Annotated in this window: 15 protein-coding genes and 1 tRNA gene; 13 read left to right on the forward strand and 3 right to left on the reverse strand. The window is 60.0% G+C overall.

Annotated features, from left to right (window positions below):
- From pap to GIW04_RS15570, 3 genes are all read left to right on the forward strand, one after another.
- A partial coding sequence (gene pap, locus GIW04_RS15560; RefSeq protein WP_236479043.1) for a polyphosphate:AMP phosphotransferase occupies positions 1 to 1,390 on the forward strand: 1,390 nt, incomplete at its 5' end.
- A gap of 209 nt (positions 1,391 to 1,599) precedes the next feature.
- Positions 1,600 to 2,784 (forward strand): thiolase family protein, encoded by a 1,185-nt coding sequence (locus tag GIW04_RS15565; RefSeq protein ID WP_003192745.1) that lies wholly within the window; start codon positions 1,600 to 1,602, stop codon positions 2,782 to 2,784.
- A 633-nt stretch (positions 2,785 to 3,417) separates the two neighbouring features.
- Positions 3,418 to 4,374, forward strand: a complete 957-nt coding sequence (locus tag GIW04_RS15570) for a DMT family transporter (RefSeq protein ID WP_014719260.1) — start codon at positions 3,418 to 3,420, stop codon at positions 4,372 to 4,374.
- On the opposite strand, the gene GIW04_RS15575 is transcribed toward GIW04_RS15570, so the two are convergent.
- The gene (locus tag GIW04_RS15575; protein WP_120248389.1) at positions 4,371 to 5,753 is read right to left on the reverse strand and encodes a class II fumarate hydratase; all 1,383 of its coding nucleotides are present in this window, start codon (positions 5,751 to 5,753) and stop codon (positions 4,371 to 4,373) included. The genes GIW04_RS15570 and GIW04_RS15575 overlap by 4 nt on opposite strands.
- Before the next feature lie 196 nt (positions 5,754 to 5,949).
- Between GIW04_RS15575 and GIW04_RS15580 the strand changes: the two genes are divergently transcribed.
- The 7 genes from GIW04_RS15580 (at position 5,950) to GIW04_RS15610 (ending at position 13,631) form a co-directional block, all read left to right on the forward strand.
- On the forward strand, positions 5,950 to 6,468 hold the full coding sequence (locus tag GIW04_RS15580; protein WP_014719258.1) for a DUF2059 domain-containing protein: 519 nt from the start codon (positions 5,950 to 5,952) through the stop codon (positions 6,466 to 6,468).
- 6 nt (positions 6,469 to 6,474) lie between these two features.
- Entirely contained in the window at positions 6,475 to 6,768 is a 294-nt protein-coding gene (locus GIW04_RS15585; protein ID WP_003192734.1) for a BolA family protein, read from the forward strand.
- Positions 6,769 to 6,869: 101 nt separating this feature from the next.
- Positions 6,870 to 7,811, forward strand: coding sequence for an oxygen-dependent tRNA uridine(34) hydroxylase TrhO (gene trhO, locus GIW04_RS15590; protein WP_120248388.1), 942 nt, complete (start codon positions 6,870 to 6,872; stop codon positions 7,809 to 7,811).
- 3 nt (positions 7,812 to 7,814) lie between these two features.
- Positions 7,815 to 8,450, forward strand: a complete 636-nt coding sequence (locus tag GIW04_RS15595) for a DsbA family protein (protein WP_003192732.1) — start codon at positions 7,815 to 7,817, stop codon at positions 8,448 to 8,450.
- Entirely contained in the window at positions 8,443 to 10,245 is a 1,803-nt protein-coding gene (locus tag GIW04_RS15600) for an ABC transporter ATP-binding protein (protein WP_003192731.1), read from the forward strand. The genes GIW04_RS15595 and GIW04_RS15600 overlap by 8 nt, the downstream gene beginning before the upstream one ends.
- Positions 10,246 to 10,316: 71 nt before the next feature.
- Positions 10,317 to 12,779, forward strand: coding sequence for an EAL domain-containing protein (locus GIW04_RS15605; protein WP_120248387.1), 2,463 nt, complete (start codon positions 10,317 to 10,319; stop codon positions 12,777 to 12,779).
- 78 nt (positions 12,780 to 12,857) lie between these two features.
- Positions 12,858 to 13,631: a TenA family transcriptional regulator gene (locus GIW04_RS15610; RefSeq protein ID WP_186354238.1), complete on the forward strand. Its 774-nt coding sequence runs from the start codon at positions 12,858 to 12,860 to the stop codon at positions 13,629 to 13,631.
- 44 nt (positions 13,632 to 13,675) lie between these two features.
- Here GIW04_RS15610 and GIW04_RS15615 read toward each other — a convergent pair whose 3' ends face one another.
- Positions 13,676 to 14,602, reverse strand: coding sequence for a GGDEF domain-containing protein (locus GIW04_RS15615; protein ID WP_014719251.1), 927 nt, complete (start codon positions 14,600 to 14,602; stop codon positions 13,676 to 13,678).
- A 412-nt stretch (positions 14,603 to 15,014) separates the two neighbouring features.
- A complete protein-coding gene (lldD, locus tag GIW04_RS15620) occupies positions 15,015 to 16,145 on the reverse strand; it encodes an FMN-dependent L-lactate dehydrogenase LldD (RefSeq protein ID WP_003192725.1) in 1,131 nt (376 codons plus the stop codon).
- 100 nt (positions 16,146 to 16,245) lie between these two features.
- Between lldD and GIW04_RS15625 the strand changes: the two genes are divergently transcribed.
- The 3 genes from GIW04_RS15625 (at position 16,246) to GIW04_RS15635 (ending at position 18,763) form a co-directional block, all read left to right on the forward strand.
- Positions 16,246 to 17,169 (forward strand): LysR family transcriptional regulator, encoded by a 924-nt coding sequence (locus GIW04_RS15625; protein WP_120248386.1) that lies wholly within the window; start codon positions 16,246 to 16,248, stop codon positions 17,167 to 17,169.
- A gap of 33 nt (positions 17,170 to 17,202) precedes the next feature.
- Positions 17,203 to 17,278 (forward strand) — tRNA-Asn (locus GIW04_RS15630).
- Between the two features lie 162 nt (positions 17,279 to 17,440).
- The gene (locus GIW04_RS15635) at positions 17,441 to 18,763 is read left to right on the forward strand and encodes a tyrosine-type recombinase/integrase (protein WP_169918709.1); all 1,323 of its coding nucleotides are present in this window, start codon (positions 17,441 to 17,443) and stop codon (positions 18,761 to 18,763) included.
- The last annotated feature ends 372 nt before the right edge of the window (positions 18,764 to 19,135 follow it).

The following is a 19,135-nucleotide window of genomic DNA, read 5'->3' on the forward strand; positions in this document are numbered from 1 at the left end:
GATCAGGATGATCACCAGCATCGAGGGCGCGGGCAAGGGTGAAACCGTCAAGCTGCTCAATGAATGGATGGACCCGCGCCTGATCGAAGTGCGCACCTTCGACCAGCAGACCGACGAAGAACTGGCGCGCCCACCGGCCTGGCGCTACTGGCGGCAACTGCCGGCCAAGGGCCGCATGGGCATTTTCTTCGGCAACTGGTACAGCCAGATGCTGCAAGGCCGCGTGCATGGGCAGATCAAGGATGCGCGCCTGGACCAGGCCATCGCCGGCGCCGAGCGTCTGGAAAAGATGCTCTGCGATGAAGGTGCGCTGATCTTCAAGTTCTGGTTCCACCTGTCCAAAAAACAGATGAAGGCGCGCCTCAAGGCCCTGGCCGACGACCCGCTGCACAGCTGGCGCATCAGCCCATTGGACTGGCAGCAGTCCAAGACCTACGACAAGTTCGTGCATTTCGGTGAGCGCGTGCTGCGCCGTACCAGCCGCGATTACGCGCCGTGGCATGTGATCGAAGGTGTCGACCCGCATTACCGTGGGCTGACCGTGGGCAAGATCCTGCTGGATGGGCTGCAAAGTGCCCTGAAGCAGGCCAAGGTCAAGGCCAGCGGCATGAACCCGGCGCCGTTGCTGGCCTCGGTGGACCAAAAGAGCCTGCTCGACAGCCTCGACATGACCCTGCGCCTGGACAAGGACGATTACGAAGAACAACTGATTACCGAACAGGCACGCTTCTCTGGCCTGATGCGCGACAAACGCATGCGCAAGCACGCCCTGGTGAGTGTGTTCGAGGGCAACGACGCGGCGGGCAAGGGCGGGGCGATCCGTCGGGTGGCGGCGGCACTGGACCCGCGTCAGTACCACATCGTGCCGATTGCCGCGCCCAGCGAAGACGAACGGGCCCAGCCGTATCTATGGCGGTTCTGGCAGAAGATCCCGGCGCGCGGCATGTTCACCGTGTTTGACCGCTCCTGGTACGGCCGCGTGCTGGTGGAGCGTATCGAAGGTTTCTGCACCCCGGCAGACTGGATGCGTGCCTATGGCGAGATCAATGACTTTGAAGAGCAGCTACGCGATGCGGGGGTGATCGTGGTCAAGTTCTGGCTGGCTATCGACAAGGAGACGCAGCTGGAGCGCTTCCAGGCCCGTGAAGAAATCCCCTTCAAACGCTTCAAGATCACCGAAGACGACTGGCGCAACCGCGACAAGTGGGACGACTATCGCGCGGCGGTGGGCGACATGGTTGACCGCACCAGCACCGAGGTGGCGCCCTGGACGCTGGTGGAAGCCAACGACAAGCGCTGGGCGCGGGTCAAGGTGCTGCGCACCATCAACCGTGCGCTGGAAGAGGCGTTTGATAAAACCGACAAGCACGACAAAAAGAAAAAGAAATAGCCTGTAGGAGCGAGCTTGCTCGCGAAAAACGTCAACGATAACGCGTGCTTCCTGAGTGAACGCGGCGCCTATTAGTTTTTCGCGAGCAAGCTCGCTCCTACAGAGAACCATAGAGACCCCATGCTTTTGCATCCACGCAGTGAATGATCATCGCAGTCGGCCCGGCCCGGCTCTATCCTCGACCCACAACCACAAGATCGAGGTAGCCCATGCGTGAAGTAGTGATCGTCGACAGCGTGCGAACCGGCCTGGCCAAATCCTTTCGCGGCAAGTTCAACCAGACCCGTCCCGATGACATGGCGGCCCATTGTGTCAATGCGCTGCTGGCCCGCAACGGTATCGACCCGGCGACGGTGGAAGATTGCATTGTCGGTGCCGGCTCCAACGAAGGCGCCCAGGGCTATAACATCGGGCGTAACGTGGCGGTGCTTTCGCAACTGGGTACCGGTACGGCGGGCATGACCCTCAACCGTTTCTGTTCCTCGGGCTTGCAGGCGATTGCCATTGCCGCCAACCAGATCGCTTCGGGTTGCAGCGACATCATTGTCGCCGGTGGCGTGGAGTCCATCAGCCTGACCATGAAGAGCGTCAACACCGATAACCTGATCAACCCGCTGCTTAAAGAACAGGTGCCGGGCATTTACTTCCCCATGGGCCAGACCGCCGAAATCGTTGCGCGGCGTTATCACGTCAGCCGCGAAGACCAGGACCTTTACGCGCTGCAAAGCCAGCAGCGCACTGCCCAGGCCCAGGCTGATGGCTTGTTCAATGATGAAATCGTGCCGATGGCGGTCAAGTACAAGGTCGAGGATAAGAACACTGGCGCGGTGCAGATCCTGGACGGCGTGGTCGACCGGGATGACTGCAACCGCCCGGACACCACCCTGGCGAGCCTCAGCGGCTTGAAGCCGGTATTTGCCGAGGATGGGTCGGTGACGGCAGGTAACTCCTCGCAGCTTTCCGACGGTGCGTCGATGACCCTGGTGATGAGCCTGGAAAAAGCCTTGGAACTGGGGCTCAAGCCTAAGGCCTTTTTCCGGGGTTTTACCGTGGCCGGTTGCGAGCCGGATGAAATGGGCATTGGCCCGGTGTTCTCGGTGCCCAAGTTGCTCAAGGCCAAGGGCTTGCAGGTGGCGGACATCGACCTGTGGGAACTCAATGAGGCCTTTGCTTCTCAGTGCCTCTACGCGCGTAATCGCCTGGAGATTGATAATGCCAAGTACAACGTCAACGGTGGCTCGATTTCCATTGGGCATCCGTTTGGCATGACCGGTTCGCGGCAGGTGGGGCACCTGGTGCGCGAGTTGCAACGGCGCAATTTGCGTTACGGGATTGTCACCATGTGCGTGGGGGGCGGGATGGGCGCTACCGGGCTTTTCGAAGCCGTACGCTGATTGCGGTTGGAACAGCGCCAGTGTGGGAGGGCTAATGTGGGAGCTGGCTTGCCTGCGATGACGGCCTACTAGCCGATACTTCTCTCCCTGACACCCCACAACCCAACTGTGGGAGCGGGCCTGCTCGCGAAGGCGGCCTGGCAGGCGACACTGTAATAGCGAGTACATATCCATTTCTGCGGTAACGGCCACCTAGGGTTCCGCCTGACGGCGGGTCACTTTGGAAAAGCCCCAAAGTAACCAAAGGGCTCTTGCCCCACCACTCGGCACCTCGCCTAGGCTCGGTGTGCCCGAACGCAGGCTTGAATCCGTGGGCCGCCGCCACGCGCCATCCATGGCGCGGGGCGGCTAAACCGGCGTCCTGCCGGGTTACCCACGAATTCAAACCTGCGTTCGGCCAGCGTGGTTTAACGGGGCGCTTAAGATCAAAATCAAAAGCAGATCAAGAGCCAGATCAAGAGCGGCTCGCTTCGCATCGTGGTTACCGTTGGCTGCAACAACCTATGAAATTTATATAGATGCCTATGGCCATCGCTTGCAAGCCAGCTCCCCCATTCAAGACTGTGACGTATCCGAACTCAGTGACTTGCCCCTAGAATGCCTGTTCCACTTCCTCTGGCATCCGGGGCACTCATGCACATCTCTTCCGGCCGCTGGGTCTACGGTTTTTTCCTGACCCTGCTGACCGCGTTTCTGTGGGGCATTCTTCCGATCAAGCTCAAGCAAGTATTGCAGGTGATGGACCCGATCACCGTGACTTGGTTTCGCCTCATGGTAGCGGGCACTTGCCTGTTCGTTTACCTGGCCGCTACCAAACGCTTGCCCAGCCGCAAAGTGCTTGGCCCCAAGGGTGGTTGGCTGGTGGGCATGGCGGTGTGTGGCCTGGTGGGCAACTACGTGTTGTACCTGGTGGGCCTGAAAATGCTCAGCCCGGGCACGGCGCAGTTGGTGGTGCAGATGGGGCCGATCTTTCTGATGGTAGCCAGTGTGTTTGTGTTCAAGGAGCGCTTCAGCCTGGGGCAGGGAGTGGGGTTGTTGGTGCTGATCGCAGGCTTTGGTTTGTTCTTCAACCAACGTCTGGTGGAATTGCTGACGTCCATGGGCACCTACACCGCCGGTGTGCTGACGATCCTGCTCGCCACCACCATCTGGGTGTTCTATGCACTGGGTCAGAAGCAGTTGCTGACGGTGTGGAATTCGCTGCAGGTGATGATGGTGATCTATCTGTCGTGCGCGCTGTTGCTCACCCCTTGGGCACATCCGCTGGAGGCGTTGCAGTTGAGCCCGCTGCAAGGCTGGCTGCTGCTGGCGTGCTGCATGAATACGCTGGTGGCCTACGGCGCATTTGCCGAAGCCCTGGCGCATTGGGAAGCTTCGCGGGTCAGTGCAACCCTGGCGTTGACGCCCCTGGTGACCTTCGTAGCCGTGGCGGTAGCGGCGTGGCTATGGCCGGACTATGTGCAAGCCGAAGAGATCAATGCCTTGGGGTATGTGGGGGCGCTAGTGGTGGTGACGGGCTCGGCGATGGTGGCGCTGGCGCCTTCGCTGCTCGCCGGGCTCAGGGCCCGGCGGCTGCGGATGTCAGTTTAAGCGCCGAGCATGTTTTCCGGGCGTACCCACTGGTCAAACTCGGCATCGTTAAGATAGCCGAGTTCCAGTGCAGCCTCACGCAGTGTCAGCCCTTCGGCGTAAGCCTTCTTGGCGATCTCGGCCGACTTGTCGTAGCCGATATGCGGGTTGAGGGCGGTGACCAGCATTAGCCCGCGTTCCAAATGTTGGGCCATTTGCTCGGCGTCGGGTTCGAGGCCGGCAATGCAATGCTCCTGGAAGTTGTTGCAGCCGTCGGCCAGCAGGCGGATCGACTCCAGCAGGTTGTGGATGATCACCGGCTTGTACACGTTCAACTGCAAGTGCCCCTGGCTGGCGGCCATGCCGATGGTCACGTCGTTGCCCAGCACCTGGCAGGCCAGCATCGACAGCGCTTCGCATTGGGTGGGGTTGACCTTGCCCGGCATGATCGAACTGCCCGGTTCGTTGGCCGGCAACTTGACTTCGGCCAGCCCGGCGCGAGGGCCGGAGCCCAGCAGGCGCAGGTCGTTGGCGATCTTCATCAGCGCCACGGCCAGGGTTTTCAGCGCGCCGTGCAGGGTCACCAGCGGCTCATGGCCGGAGAGGGCGGCGAATTTGTTCGGCGCGGTCACAAAAGGCAAGCCCGACAACGCCGCCAGCTCGGAAGCAATCGCCTCGCCAAAACCATGGGGCGCATTGAGGCCAGTGCCGACGGCGGTACCGCCCTGGGCCAGTTCGCACACCGCGGGCAGGGCGCTGCGGATCGCACGTTCGGCATAATCGAGCTGGGCGATAAACGCCGACAGCTCCTGGCCGAAGGTGATCGGCGTGGCGTCCATCATGTGGGTGCGGCCGGTCTTGACCAGCTTCATATGCCGAGCGGCCAATTCCGCCAGGCCGCCGGACAAAGTGGCGATCGCCGGCAGCAGTTGCTTGTTCACCGCTTGCACCGCGGCAATGCTCATGGCGGTGGGGAAGCAGTCGTTGGAGCTCTGGGAACGGTTGACGTGATCGTTAGGGTGCACCGGGCTCTTGCCGCCGCGGTTGTTGCCAGCCAGTTCGTTGGCGCGGCCAGCGATCACTTCGTTGGCGTTCATGTTGCTTTGGGTGCCACTGCCGGTCTGCCAGACCACCAGCGGGAACTGGTCGTCATGCTGGCCGTCCAGGATCTCGTCGGCAGCCTGCTCGATCAGGCGGGCGATGTCGGCGGGCAGGTCGCCGTTACGGTCGTTGACCCGTGCCGCAGCCTTCTTGATCAAGGCCAGTGCATGCAATACCGCCAGCGGCATGCGCTGCTCGCCAATCGCGAAATTGACCAGCGAACGTTGGGTTTGCGCGCCCCAATAGGCGTCATCAGGGACCTGTACTTCCCCCAGGCTGTCGGTTTCGATACGGCTCATCGGTCACCCTCCTTATCCAGTCGTGATTGGTCAGTTTAGGCCCTGGCGGCCAGCGTGGGTTCCCTAAAAGCGCTTTTGTGTCACCGCGCCCCGTGAAACCGGGGCTTGCCATGGGGTGGGGTTGAGCCGCGAGGTTTTTTAGGCGCAGAATGGTCGCCCTTGGGGTCTTACCTCGCCTGCTAGAAAAGGAAACTCGATGACTCGTCTTCGTGCCATCTGTACCGCGGTTGCTCTGGTTTGCGCCAGCGGCCAGGTTCTTGCCGATACCGCCAGCCACAACGCCAGTGCCGAAGCCTTCCTTACCCTGGCCCATGCTGACAAGCTGGGGACCCCGGTGTACATGCAAGTGCAGCAAATGTTCGCCCAGCGTTTCGAACAGACCAAGGCACCTGCCGCCAAGCAGTCCGTACTGGACAGCTACCAGGCCAAGGCCAACGCCGCTCTGGACCAGGCCATCGGCTGGCCGAAGCTCAAGCCAGACATGGTCAAGCTCTACACCACCAACTTCAGCGAATCCGAGCTCAAGGACCTGGTAGCGTTCTACCAGTCGCCACTTGGCAAGAAAGTCCTGGAAAAAATGCCCCAGCTGACCCAGCAGTCGGCCCAGATGACCCAGGCCAAGCTGGAAAGCGCCGTACCGGTGGTGAACAAGCTGTTGGAAGACATGACCAACGAGCTGGCGCCAAAAGCCGCCGCACCGGCCAAGAAGAAGTAAGCAGGAATGACCATGCAACAGCGTATCGAAACGGCCCTTGCCGACCTGGCCCCGGAACATCTGAGCGTGCTGGATGAAAGCCACATGCACAGCCGTGGGTTGCAGACCCACTTCAAGGCCGTGCTGGTCAGCCAGCAGTTCGAGGGGCTTAATCGCGTCAAGCGCCACCAGAAGGTCTACGCCACCCTGGGTAGCCTGATGAGCGAATTTCATGCGCTTGCGCTGCATACCTATACGCCCGAAGAATGGGCGACAATCGACGCAGCCCCGGCCTCGCCGACCTGCGCCGGCGGACATTGACGGGGTAACCCTGATAGAATCCGCAACGCGCCGCTTAGCCGGCGCGTTTTTTTTGCATCCGGTTCACCCCTTACGAGGGTAGCCACCTGGAGAGAACACCCATGAGTCAACCGATTGTCGTGGCGGCACTGTATAAGTTCGTCACCCTCGAAGATTACGTCGCCCTGCGCGAGCCCCTGTTGCAGGCGATGGTCGATAACGGCATCAAAGGCACCTTGCTGATCGCTGAAGAAGGCATCAACGGCACCGTTTCCGGCAGCCGCGAAGGCATTGACGGCCTGATGGCGTGGCTGAAAAAAGACCCGCGCATGGTCGATATCGACCACAAGGAATCCTACTGCGACGACCAGCCGTTCTATCGCACCAAGGTCAAACTCAAGAAAGAGATCGTGACCCTGGGCGTTGAAGGCGTCGACCCGAACAAAAAAGTCGGTACCTACGTCGACCCGCAGGATTGGAACGCGCTGATCAGCGACCCGGAAGTATTGTTGATCGACACCCGTAACGACTACGAAGTGTCCATTGGCACCTTTGAAGGCGCAATCGACCCGAAAACCACCAGTTTTCGCGAATTTCCCGACTATATCAAAGCCAACTTTGACCCGGCCAAGCACAAGAAGGTCGCCATGTTCTGCACCGGCGGCATCCGCTGTGAGAAGGCGTCGAGCTACATGCTCAGCGAAGGCTTCGATGAGGTCTACCACCTCAAGGGCGGTATCCTGAAGTACCTCGAAGAAGTGCCCCAGGAAGAAACCAAATGGCAGGGCGACTGCTTTGTGTTCGACAATCGCGTGACCGTGCGCCACGACTTGAGCGAAGGCGACTACGATCAATGTCATGCCTGCCGCACACCGGTGAGCATAGAAGACCGCGCTTCCGAGCATTATGTGGCCGGCATCAGTTGCCCCCATTGCTGGGATAAGCTGCCGGAGAAGACCCGTCGCAGTGCGATCGACCGCCAGAAGCAGATCGAACTGGCCAAGGCCCGCAATATGCCGCACCCGATTGGTTACAACTACAAGCAAACCCCTTCCGAGGTCTGAGCCATGTCTGCGCGCCTGCTCTATGTAATGGACCCGATGTGTTCCTGGTGCTGGGGCTTTGCCCCGGTGGCACAAGCGCTGGTAGAGCAGGCCCAGGCGGCCGGCGTGGACGTGCACCTGGTGGTGGGCGGCTTGCGCACCGGCAGCGGCGCGGCGCTGGAGCCGACTACCCGGCGCTACATCCTTGAACACTGGCAAGCCGTCACCGACGCCACCGGCCAGCCGTTCAAGCGTGAGGGCGCGTTGCCCGACGGGTTTGTCTACGACACTGAGCCTGCGTGCCGCGCTATCGTCACCGCACGCAGCCTGGCGCCGGATTGCGCCTGGACGCTGCTGGGGCTGATCCAGCGCGCGTTCTATGTCGAAGGGCGGGACGTGACCCTCGCCCCTGTGCTGGTGGAACTGGCCGAGCAGGCCGGTATTCCACGCATCGAGTTTGCCGGCGAGTTCGACCGTGCCGATCAGCACGCGGCCACGGCGGCCGATTTTACTTGGGTGCAGGACCTGGGCATTGCCGGGTTCCCGACCCTGCTGGCCGAGCGCAATGGCCAGTTGGCCTTGCTGACCAATGGTTACCAGCCGCTGTCCGAGCTGTCGCCGTTACTGGGTCGATGGCTGGAGCGAGCTGCCTGTGTATGAACAGCCTCCACGCACCGACCGCCTGACCTGGGCAGAAATTCGCCGCCTGGCCCTGCGCCACAAGAAATCCCTGTGGGTCGCCAACGGCGTCGCCGTGCTCGCCACCCTGTGCAGCGTGCCTATCCCGCTGTTGTTGCCGTTGCTGGTGGACGAAGTGCTGCTGGGCCATGGCGATGCCGCCCTCAAGGTAATGAACCACGCGCTGCCCCTGGGTTGGCAAAAAGCCGCTGGCTATATCGGCCTGATGCTCTTGGTTACCCTGGCCCTGCGTTGCGGCGCGTTGGTGTTCAACGTGGTGCAGGCGCGGCTGTTTGCGCGCTTGGCCAAGGACATCGTGTACCGCATCCGCGTGCGCCTGATCGAGCGTCTCAAGCGTATCTCCCTGGGTGAGTACGAAAGCCTGGGCAGTGGTACGGTCACCACCCACCTGGTGACCGACCTGGACACCCTGGACAAATTCGTCGGCGAAACCCTCAGCCGTTTCCTGGTAGCGATGCTGACCCTGGTCGGCACCTCGGCGATCCTGGTGTGGATGCATTGGCAACTGGCGTTGTTGATCCTGTTGTTCAACCCGCTGGTGATCTACGCCACGGTGCAGTTGGGCAAGCGCGTCAAGCACCTCAAGAAGCTGGAAAACGACAGTACTTCGCGCTTTACCCAGGCGCTGACCGAAACCCTGGATGCCATCCAGGAAGTGCGCGCCGGCAACCGCCAAGGCTTTTTCCTCGGGCGCCTGGGCCAGCGTGCCCAGGAAGTGCGTGACTACGCCATCCATTCCCAGTGGAAAACCGACGCGTCGAGCCGCGCCAGTGGCTTGCTGTTCCAGTTTGGTATCGACATCTTCCGCGCTGCAGCCATGCTCACCGTGCTGTTTTCCGACCTGTCCATCGGCCAGATGCTCGCGGTATTCAGTTACCTGTGGTTCATGATCGGCCCGGTGGAACAACTGTTGAACCTGCAATACGCCTATTACGCGGCGGGGGGCGCGCTGTCGCGGATCAACGAGCTGTTGGCGCGTGCCGATGAACCGCAATACCCAGGCGGCGCAGACCCGTTCAGCGGGCGCGAGACCGTCGGCATCGAAGTGCGTGGCCTCGACTTTGGCTACGGCGAAGACCTGGTGCTCAACCAGTTGAACCTGGCCATCGCACCGGGTGAGAAGGTGGCGATTGTCGGTGCCAGCGGCGGCGGTAAAAGCACCCTGGTGCAACTGTTGCTGGGGCTCTATACGCCCCAGGCCGGCAGTATTCGTTTTGGCGCTGCCACCCAGCAGGAGATCGGCCTGGAAACCATCCGCGAGAACGTCGCGGTGGTGCTGCAACACCCGGCGCTGTTCAACGACACCGTGCGCGCCAACCTGACCATGGGCCGTACCCGCACCGATCAAGCCTGCTGGCAGGCGCTGGAAATCGCCCAACTGGATGCTACCGTCAAAGCACTGCCTTTTGGCCTGGACAGCGTGGTCGGGCGTTCGGGCGTGCGCTTTTCCGGTGGCCAGCGGCAACGCCTGGCCATTGCCCGCATGGTGCTCGCCGAGCCTAAAGTGGTGATTCTGGACGAGGCCACGTCTGCATTGGATGCAGCGACCGAGTACAACCTGCACCAGGCACTGGCGCGGTTTCTCAGCGGGCGTACTACACTGATCATCGCCCACCGGCTGTCTGCGGTGAAGCAGGCTGACCGAGTGTTGGTGTTCGATGGCGGGCACATTGCCGAAGATGGCGACCACCAGCAGTTAATTGCCGATGGCGGGCTGTACGCCAAACTGTACGGACACTTGCAACAAGTGCGTTGATTTAGCTTAGGCTGTGCTATCGGGAGCGGATTTTCGCGTGCGTATCAAGCTGTGCATGTGTAAGGGACTTCATGAAGCAAAAGCGGACTCTCGGAACGCCACGCCTGCTGGGTATTGTCTGGCCCTTTATCGCCGTCGTGTTGTTCCAGGCATTGTTAGGCTGCGTCAGTCTCTACGTGCTTTCGGCAGTGCGGGGCTATGTGGCGGGCGAAAGCCTGTGGTCCAAGGGCCAGAAAGACGCCATTTACTACCTGACCCTCTACGCCGATAACCGCAACGACGCCACCTACCTCAAATACCAGCAGGCCATTGCCGTGCCCCAGGGCGGGCATGAATTGCGCATTGCCCTGGACCGTCCCAATCCCGACATGGAGGCCGCGCGCCTGGGGATTCTCAAGGGCGGCAACCATCCGGATGACGTTTCCAGCCTGATCTGGCTGTACCTCAACTTCCGCCATTTCAGTTACCTGGAAAAAGCCATTGAGCTGTGGACAGTGGGCGACGGCTACCTGGTGCAGTTGGATGAGCTGGCCCAGGAGATGCACGGCGCCATTACCTCCGGCTACGTCAGCGATGATGATGTCCATAGTTGGAAGGCGCGCATCACGGCCATCAATGAAGGGGTGACACCCGCTGCCAAGGCGTTCAGCGATGCCCTGGGCGAAGGTTCGCGGATGATCCTGCGGCTGTTGTTGATCACCAACCTGGCGACCGCCCTGGGCCTGATCGTGTTGGCGTTGCTGCGCACCCACAAGTTGCTGGCCCAGCGTCATGCCTTTGCCGATGCGCTGCAAGCAGAGAAGGAGCGGGCGCAGATCACTTTGGAGTCGATTGGCGACGGCGTGATTACCACCGACGTCGACGGGGCCATTGCTTACATGAACCCTGCAGCCGAAGCTCTGACCCACTGGCGCTCGGAGCAGGCCCAGGGCCTGCCGCTGGCGGCGCTGTTCAAGCTGTTGGATGAAAACGCCGAGCCCGACGGCTTCACCCTGATTGAACACATCGTCAAGGGCCAGTTCAGCGGCGGCAGCGAGCATTCCAAGCTGATCCAGCGCCTGGACGGCAGAACGGTCTCGGTCACCCTGGTGGGCGCGCCGATCCGCAGCGCTGGCAAGATCAGCGGTGCGGTGCTGGTGTTGCACGACATGACCCAGGAACGTCAGTACATCGCCAACCTTTCCTGGCAGGCCACCCACGACGCCTTGACCGGCCTGGCCAACCGTCGTGAGTTCGAGTTCCGGCTTGAACAGGTGCTGCAACAGGTCGCGCGCCAGCAAAGCGGGCGACATGCCTTGATGTTCCTCGACCTCGACCAGTTCAAGCTGGTCAATGACACCTGTGGCCATGCGGCGGGGGATGAGCTGCTGCGCCACATCTGCGCGTTGCTGCAGTCGGACCTGCGCGAGGGCGACACCTTGGCTCGGTTGGGCGGCGACGAGTTTGGCATCCTGCTGGAGAACTGCCCGGCGCCGGTGGCGGAAAAAATCGCCGAGAGCCTGCGCCATACCGTGCAGAGCTTGCACTTCGTGTGGAAGGGGCGGCCCTTCATGACCACTGTCAGCATCGGCCTGGTGCATATCTCGCAAACCCCGACCACCCTGGAAACCTCCCTGCGCGCCGCCGACATGGCGTGCTACATGGCCAAGGAAAAAGGGCGCAACCGCGTGCAGGTCTACCACGTCGATGACTCGGAATTGTCTCTGCGGTTCGGCGAGATGGCCTGGGTACAGCGGCTGCATATTGCCCTTGAGGAAGACCGTTTTTGCCTCTACGCCCAGGAAATTGCGCCGTTGGGCCCTACCGACGCCGGCAATGGGCACATTGAAATTCTCTTGCGCCTGCATGACGAAGCGGGGCGGATCATTTTGCCCAACAGTTTTATTCCGGCGGCCGAACGTTACGGCTTGATGACGTCCCTGGACCGTTGGGTAGTGGAAAACGTATTCAAGATTATCGCCCGTTGCATGCATGAGCGTCCGGGCCGACCCATGGCCATGTGTGCGATTAATCTGTCAGGAATAACCATTGGCGACGATGACTTTTTAGGATTTTTACGTCAGAAATTCGATACTTACAACATTCCACCGGAAATGATTTGTTTTGAAATAACTGAAACCAGCGCTATAGCCAATTTGGGCAGCGCGATTCGATTTATTAATGAACTCAAAGCGTTAGGCTGCCATTTTTCCCTCGATGACTTTTGCGCCGGAATGTCCTCATTCGCATATTTGAAACATTTACCTGTAGACTTCCTGAAGATCGATGGAAGTTTCGTAAAGGATATGCTGGACGACCCGATTAACCGCGCCATGGTCGAAGTGATCAACCACATCGGCCACGTCATGGGTAAGCGCACAATTGCCGAGTTTGTTGAAACACCGCAGATCGAACAGGCTTTACTTGAGATAGGTGTGGATTACGCTCAGGGCTACCTGATTGAACGCCCGCAATTGTTTACCTTTGATAGCTTGCAGTGCCGACCTGAGCGGCCGCAGCCACTGTTATTCAAGGCGCCCGGCACTTTCCGCTGAAACATTTGCTGGTCTGTACAATCACACTTGAAAAGGAGCCCCACAGTGATCGACACATTCAACAGAACCGGCCCGCTTATGGAAGCCTCGAGTTACCCCGCCTGGGCGCAGCAATTGATCCGGGACTGTAGCGAGAGCAAGCGTCGGGTTGTCGAGCACGAACTGTATCAGCGCATGCGTGACAACGCCCTCAGCGCCAAGACCATGCGCCACTACCTCATTGGTGGTTGGCCGGTGGTGGAACAGTTTGCCTTGTACATGGCGCAGAACCTGACCAAGACCAAGTTTGCCCGTCATCCTGGGGAGGATATGGCGCGCCGTTGGCTGATGCGCAACATTCGTGTGGAGCTCAACCATGCCGACTACTGGGTCAATTGGGCACGGGCTCACGGCGTCAGCCTTGAAGAGCTGCAAGCGCAGGAGGTACCGCCCGAGTTGCACGCCCTGAGCCATTGGTGCTGGCACACCAGCTCGGCCGATGCATTGATCGTCGCGATTGCCGCCACCAACTACGCGATCGAGGGGGCGACGGGAGAGTGGTCCGCCGTGGTCTGCTCTACCGGTGTTTATGCTGCCGCCTTCCCGGAGGAAGATCGCAAGCGGGCGATGAAGTGGCTGAAGATGCACGCCCAGTACGACGACGCCCACCCTTGGGAAGCCCTGGAAATCATCTGCACCCTGGCCGGGACCAACCCGAGCAAGGCCCTGCAGGAAGAGTTACGCCAGGCGGTGTGCAAGAGCTACGACTACATGCACTTGTTCCTGGAAAGCTGCATGCGTCTAGAGAATGCGGAGAAAGACAAGGCGCCAGCCGTTCGCGAGCGCCCTGTGCGCATCGCCAGCGAGGCGTAGCGGTAACTGTGGAGAGGGAGCAAGCTCCCTCGCCACAACTGACTTTACCCCGCCATCGCCAAGCGGTTGCGACCTTCGCGCTTGGCCACGTACAACGCATTATCGGCCCGACGCAGCAGGCTTTCAGCCGACTCGGCCGCCAGCAGTGTCGAGCAACCGAGGCTCACGGTCAGTTCGATTCGCGTGCCCTCCACCCAGTAGTCCTGGGCTTGTGCCGCCTGGCGCAGGCGCTCTCCCACCATCCTCGCGGCATCGCGACCGGTATTGGACAGCAGGATCAAAAACTCTTCCCCGCCAAACCGGAACACCATGTCCACGTTACGCAATTGGCGTTTGATCGCCCCCGCCACGGCGCGCAGCACGCTATCGCCCGCGGCATGCCCATGGGTGTCGTTGATTTTCTTGAAATGGTCGATGTCCAGCATCAACAACGACAGCGGGTGCAGGTGCCGGCGTGCCATGTCGATTTCTCGCTGCAGCGTCTGGTCCATGGCCACACGGTTGCCGGTTTCGGTCAACGGGTCGCGCAGGGCGCTGCGGGTGGCGGCGCGGTAGAGCAGGGCGTTGCGCATCGGATAAAGCAAGGTCACCAGCAGCAGTTCAAGCTGGCTCAACTCCTCTTCAAGCAACCGCTGGTTGCGACGAAAGACCAGTTCCCCCAGGTGCTCGCCTTCATGGCTCAGGGTGTAGCTGACGGAGTGATGACCCCGGTGGCCAAACTCCAGGCGCAGGTCGCTGGCGGCGTGACGGTATTGCAGCGCGTCCAGCGGCACCAGGCGCTGTACCTCACGAAAGAACAGACCCAGGATGCGCTCCGGCTCCAGGCTGGTCTGCAACTGCTGGTTCAGTTGCTGGCGAAGTTCGGCGAGGGTGGCGGGGCGGCGTGGGCGTAAGGATGGCTGGCCAAATCCCAGGCGTTGCAATTTGGCACTGTCAAAGTCAATTGCGTTGGTCTGGGTGGGGGTTTTCATAAGCGGGTGGCCTCTAAGCACTGGGCTGTCTTACAGGCGGGATGAGAGTGGCGAGTGCCAAGCGTCTTACTGATCCGTCAGTTCCGTAAAACATTGGAAACAGTTTAAACCGCTTTTCCTTGGGTTATAACCCCGGGGCACTGCCGCACGTCTTGTCATCGCCGAACCTGCTTGAACAGTACTAGAGCGAGATTCATGCCAAGTGTATTGAGTTGGCAAAAATCCTTATAAATCAATTAACTAATTTTTAAGTAAGAAAAGTCCGTTAAAGCATGGCGTCAGTTATTTGGCTGATTGGGGCCAGCGTTGCCGCCAGCCCGGTTGACGTAACTGTTTCGGTGGGGCGAGTTGCTTGTCGCAAATAAACAACGCTTCGGTTATTCGTGAACAAAGTACACCGCACCCATCACCACTAGACCAGGGTGGTACGGTCGATCTGCGCGATGGAGGTGACCCCGGTCAGGGTCATGGCCACGCGCATTTCCTTGGCAAAGATATCCAAAAGGTTCTCCACCCCATGCTGGCCCTCGGCGGCCAGCGCATAGGCGGTGGCACGCCCCAGCAGACACGCCTTGGCACCCAGGGCGAGCATGCGCACCACGTCGAGCCCGGAGCGAATGCCCGAATCCACCAGCACGGTCAGGTCATCGCCCACCGCTTCGGCAATCGGCGGCAACGCCTTGGCCGTGGAGAGCACCCCGTCGAGCTGGCGGCCGCCATGGTTGGAGACCACGATGCCGTCGGCACCGAAACTCACCGCATCCTTGGCATCCTGCGGGTCGAGGATGCCCTTGATGATCATCGGGCCTTTCCAGAACTCGCGGATCCACTCCAGGTCTTTCCAACTGATCGACGGGTCGAAGTTATTGGCCAGCCAGCCAATGTAGTCTTCCAGGTGGGTGGGTTTGCCCAGGTATTTGGAGATATTGCCCAGGTCGTGGGGCCGGCCCATCAAGCCCACATCGAAGGCCCATTGCGGCTTGGTCACCGCCTGCAACATGCGCCGTTGCGCCGCATAGGGGCCGGACATGCCCGAGTGAGCGTCGCGGTAGCGTGCGCCGGGTGTGGGCATATCTACGGTAAACACCAGCGTGGTCACCCCGGCGGCCTGCGCCCGCTCCAGGGCGTTGCGCATGAAGCCGCGATCCTTGAGCACATACAGCTGGAACCAGATCGACTGCGGGCTCTGAGAAGCCACTTCCTCAATCGAACACACCGACACCGTCGACAGGCAAAAGGGGATGTGTTTGTTGGCCGCCGCTTTGGCCGCTTGCACTTCACCGCGTCGCGCATACATGCCGGTCAGGCCGACCGGGCTGAGGATCACCGGCATCGCCAGTTCGGTGCCGAACAGCTGGGTGGTAAGGCTCAGGTCGTCGACATTGCGCAGGATGCGTTGACGCAGGCTGATCTCGGCCAGGTCCGAACTGTTGGCGCGCAACGTGTGCTCAGCGTAAGCGCCGCCGTCGATGTAATCGAACAGAAAGCGCGGCAACTTGCGCTTGGCCGCAGCGCGGTAGTCGGAAGCGGACGAGATGATCATCGACGGTGTCTCCACAGGGCAAAGTGCTACACCCTAAGCAAAGTTATGCCATGATGAAAACAACTTTTATCACTGCCATCCAGTCGTTATAGGAATACTGATGAACCTACGAACACTGCGTGCGTTTGTCGAAGTGGTGCGCCAGGGTGGGTTCTCCCAGGCGGCCGAAGTGGTTGCCCTGACCCAGTCCACCGTCAGCAAAGCGGTCAAGACCCTTGAGGACGAATTAGGCATGCCACTGCTCAATCGTCTCGGCCACAAGAACGAACTCACCGCCGCCGGTGAAATTGCCTACCGCCGCGCCTTGGTAATGCTCGCCGAACGCACCGACCTGATGGCCGAAATCAACGACCTGCGCGGTCTCAAGCGCGGCGTGCTGCGCATCGGTCTGCCGCCGGTAGGGTGCGGCGTGCTGTTCGCGGCCATGTTTGCCACTTACCGCAGCCGCTACCCGGGCATCGACATCGAACTGACCGAATACGGCAGTAAAAGGCTGCGCGAATGCCTGGAAGCGGGGGAGGTTGACCTCGCCGCCTTGCTGCTACCGGTTGATGAAGGCTTCGACTACCAACCGGTGCGCAACGAGCCATTGATCGCCGTGTTGCCCATGGGCCACCCATTGGCCCGGCGCAAGCGCATCGACTTCACCGACCTGGCCGACTCGCCGTTCATCCTGTTCGAAGCCGGCTTTGCCCTCAACGCCAAGATCCTCAGCGCCTGCGAACGTAAAGGCGTGACACCCAAAGTCACCGCTCGCAGTGGGCAAATAGACTTTATCGTCGACCTGGTCACCGCCGGGCTGGGCGTCGCCTTCCTGCCCCGGATGCTGGCGCACAAACACCAACACCCCGGCATCGCCTTGATCCCCCTGGACGAGCCCCACACCGATTGGCACATCGCCCTGGCCTGGCGCGCCAGCGCCCACCTGCCACCGGCGGCACGGGCCTGGTTGGATCTTGCCAAGGAGCCGTCGTATTCAAGCGGGCAGGGGGGCGATTTACGGAAAGTGTCAGAGGATGCTTGACTTCTTCTTTTTAATCAGTAACATACGGCGCATTCCGCGATAGCTCAGTTGGTAGAGCAAATGACTGTTAATCATTGGGTCCCTGGTTCGAGTCCAGGTCGTGGAGCCAGACTAGGGTCCAGAGAAGGCTTTCAAAATCTCTGGAACCTCCGAAAAAACCGCCTTCTGGCGGATTTTTTCGTTTTGGCGTTCTGTCGGATTCTGGTGGATACCAGCCATTTTAAGGGTAGAGTTTGGGATAAAGTTCAGTTCGATAATAGGGAGTACCCTTATGTCGCGCACTACTGCTCCACTCTCCAACGCCGCTTGCCGTTCGGCCAAGCCCACAAACCGCGCCTATAAGCTTTTCGACGGCGACGGCCTTTACCTTCTAGTCCAACCCAATGGCCGCAAAGGCTGGCGTCTCAGATACGTCAAACCTGATGGTCGGGAAGGACTGACCTCATTCGGCAACTACCCCATCGTTGGCCTCGCTGATGCGCGTCGCAAGCGCTTGGAGGTCAAGCGAATGCTGGCGGATGGCATTGACCCTATAGGAGCGAAGAACCAAGCCAAGACGGACGCTCTGATCAAAGGCCGCACCTTTGAAAGCGTCGCCCTCGGCTGGCACACGGAAATGTCAGCCAAGTGGGCACCGGACTATTCCAAGACAGTGATGAGTCGCCTCAAAACTCACCTCTTCCCGCTGATCGGCTCCCGCGCAATTGTCGACCTTGATACCCACGACCTTATGCGGCCCCTGGAGGCGATTAAGAAGCGCGGAACGATAGACATTGCTTTAAGGGTACAAAACTACCTTCAGAGCATCATGCGCGAGGCAAAGCGCCTCCGGCTTATCACCGTAAACCCTGCTTACGACCTGGTAGGCTCGATCAAAGCCTCGCGGGTCGTTCACCGCCCCGCCTTATCCTTATCGCGTTTGCCTGAATTGCAGGGACGGATCGCCACCTATAAAGGTCGCGCACTTACCCGGCTGACGGTGATGCTGTCGCTGCACGTGTTTGTACGCTCCAGCGAACTGCGCTTCGCCCGTTGGAGCGAGTTCGACCTCAAACGTGGTGTCTGGGAAATACCCGACACGCGACCAGCGTTGGAAGGCGTACCCTTTTCCACAAGGGGTACGAAGATGGCAGGAGATATCCATCTTGTACCCTTATCGCCGCAAGCGATCGCCCTGCTCGAGCAGATCCACGCAATCACAGGCAAATTTGACTTGGTGTTCGCAGGAGATACCAAGTCTTGGAAACCAATGTCCGAAAACACGGTGAACAGTGCGCTTAGGAAGATGGGGTACGACACCAAATCCGAGATCTGTGGGCATGGGTTTCGTTCGATGGCCTGCAGCGCACTGATTGAGTCAAGTTTGTGGACGGACACAGCTATCGAGCGGCAGATGAGCCACAAGGAACGCAATAACGTCCGCGCCGCCTACATCCACAAGGCCGAGTTCATCGAGGAGCGCAGGCTGATCATGAACTGGTGGAGTCGCTACCTTGAGGCTAATCAGCAGAAGCATGTCAGCCCACGCGAATTCTCCGATCAGACGGGGGCGAATGTCACTCGCCTAAATGCAAAACGTGGCGCAACTGAGTAAGCGCTCAGTCCTCATATCTCAGTGATCCGTCTGTCCACGCGGGTCCATCCAAACAGGGCTGCAAAGCCGGTCTGTTTGGATGGACCTCACTTAAAAAATCTAAAGCCCACGCAATTGTCTGGGGAAAACCACTAATTTCCATTAGTGGATGATTTCATCCACAGCCGCAGAACTCCCGAAAATTCTAGGCTTGACCCTAATTCTCCACAGGCGTAGAAAAGGTCGGGCAAAGCGCTGTCGTTGACAGTAAGCGTCCAGCCCGCCCACCTTCTCCTCGAGCACCCCTGCCCGCATCCTCTGTATTTTTCAGCAGGGGATTCACATGGAAACGATGCACGCGCGGCGCGAGTCCTGGGCCAGGCATGTCCAGGC

The organism is Pseudomonas sp. PA-4-8C (assembly GCF_021606625.1).
Classification (GTDB): Bacteria; Pseudomonadota; Gammaproteobacteria; order Pseudomonadales; family Pseudomonadaceae; genus Aquipseudomonas; species Aquipseudomonas lactis.

Excerpts from the sequence above, each read along its gene's own strand:
- GIW04_RS15565 (WP_003192745.1), top strand. The coding sequence starts at position 1,600 with ATGCGTGAAGTAGTGATCGTCGACAGCGTGCGAACCGGCCTGGCCAAA.
- GIW04_RS15570 (WP_014719260.1), top strand. The coding sequence starts at position 3,418 with ATGCACATCTCTTCCGGCCGCTGGGTCTACGGTTTTTTCCTGACCCTG.
- GIW04_RS15575 (WP_120248389.1), bottom strand. The coding sequence starts at position 5,753 with ATGAGCCGTATCGAAACCGACAGCCTGGGGGAAGTACAGGTCCCTGAT.
- GIW04_RS15580 (WP_014719258.1), top strand. The coding sequence starts at position 5,950 with ATGACTCGTCTTCGTGCCATCTGTACCGCGGTTGCTCTGGTTTGCGCC.
- GIW04_RS15585 (WP_003192734.1), top strand. The coding sequence starts at position 6,475 with ATGACCATGCAACAGCGTATCGAAACGGCCCTTGCCGACCTGGCCCCG.
- trhO (WP_120248388.1), top strand. The coding sequence starts at position 6,870 with ATGAGTCAACCGATTGTCGTGGCGGCACTGTATAAGTTCGTCACCCTC.
- GIW04_RS15595 (WP_003192732.1), top strand. The coding sequence starts at position 7,815 with ATGTCTGCGCGCCTGCTCTATGTAATGGACCCGATGTGTTCCTGGTGC.
- GIW04_RS15605 (WP_120248387.1), top strand. The coding sequence starts at position 10,317 with ATGAAGCAAAAGCGGACTCTCGGAACGCCACGCCTGCTGGGTATTGTC.
- GIW04_RS15610 (WP_186354238.1), top strand. The coding sequence starts at position 12,858 with ATGGAAGCCTCGAGTTACCCCGCCTGGGCGCAGCAATTGATCCGGGAC.
- GIW04_RS15615 (WP_014719251.1), bottom strand. The coding sequence starts at position 14,602 with ATGAAAACCCCCACCCAGACCAACGCAATTGACTTTGACAGTGCCAAA.
- lldD (WP_003192725.1), bottom strand. The coding sequence starts at position 16,145 with ATGATCATCTCGTCCGCTTCCGACTACCGCGCTGCGGCCAAGCGCAAG.
- GIW04_RS15625 (WP_120248386.1), top strand. The coding sequence starts at position 16,246 with ATGAACCTACGAACACTGCGTGCGTTTGTCGAAGTGGTGCGCCAGGGT.
- GIW04_RS15635 (WP_169918709.1), top strand. The coding sequence starts at position 17,441 with ATGTCGCGCACTACTGCTCCACTCTCCAACGCCGCTTGCCGTTCGGCC.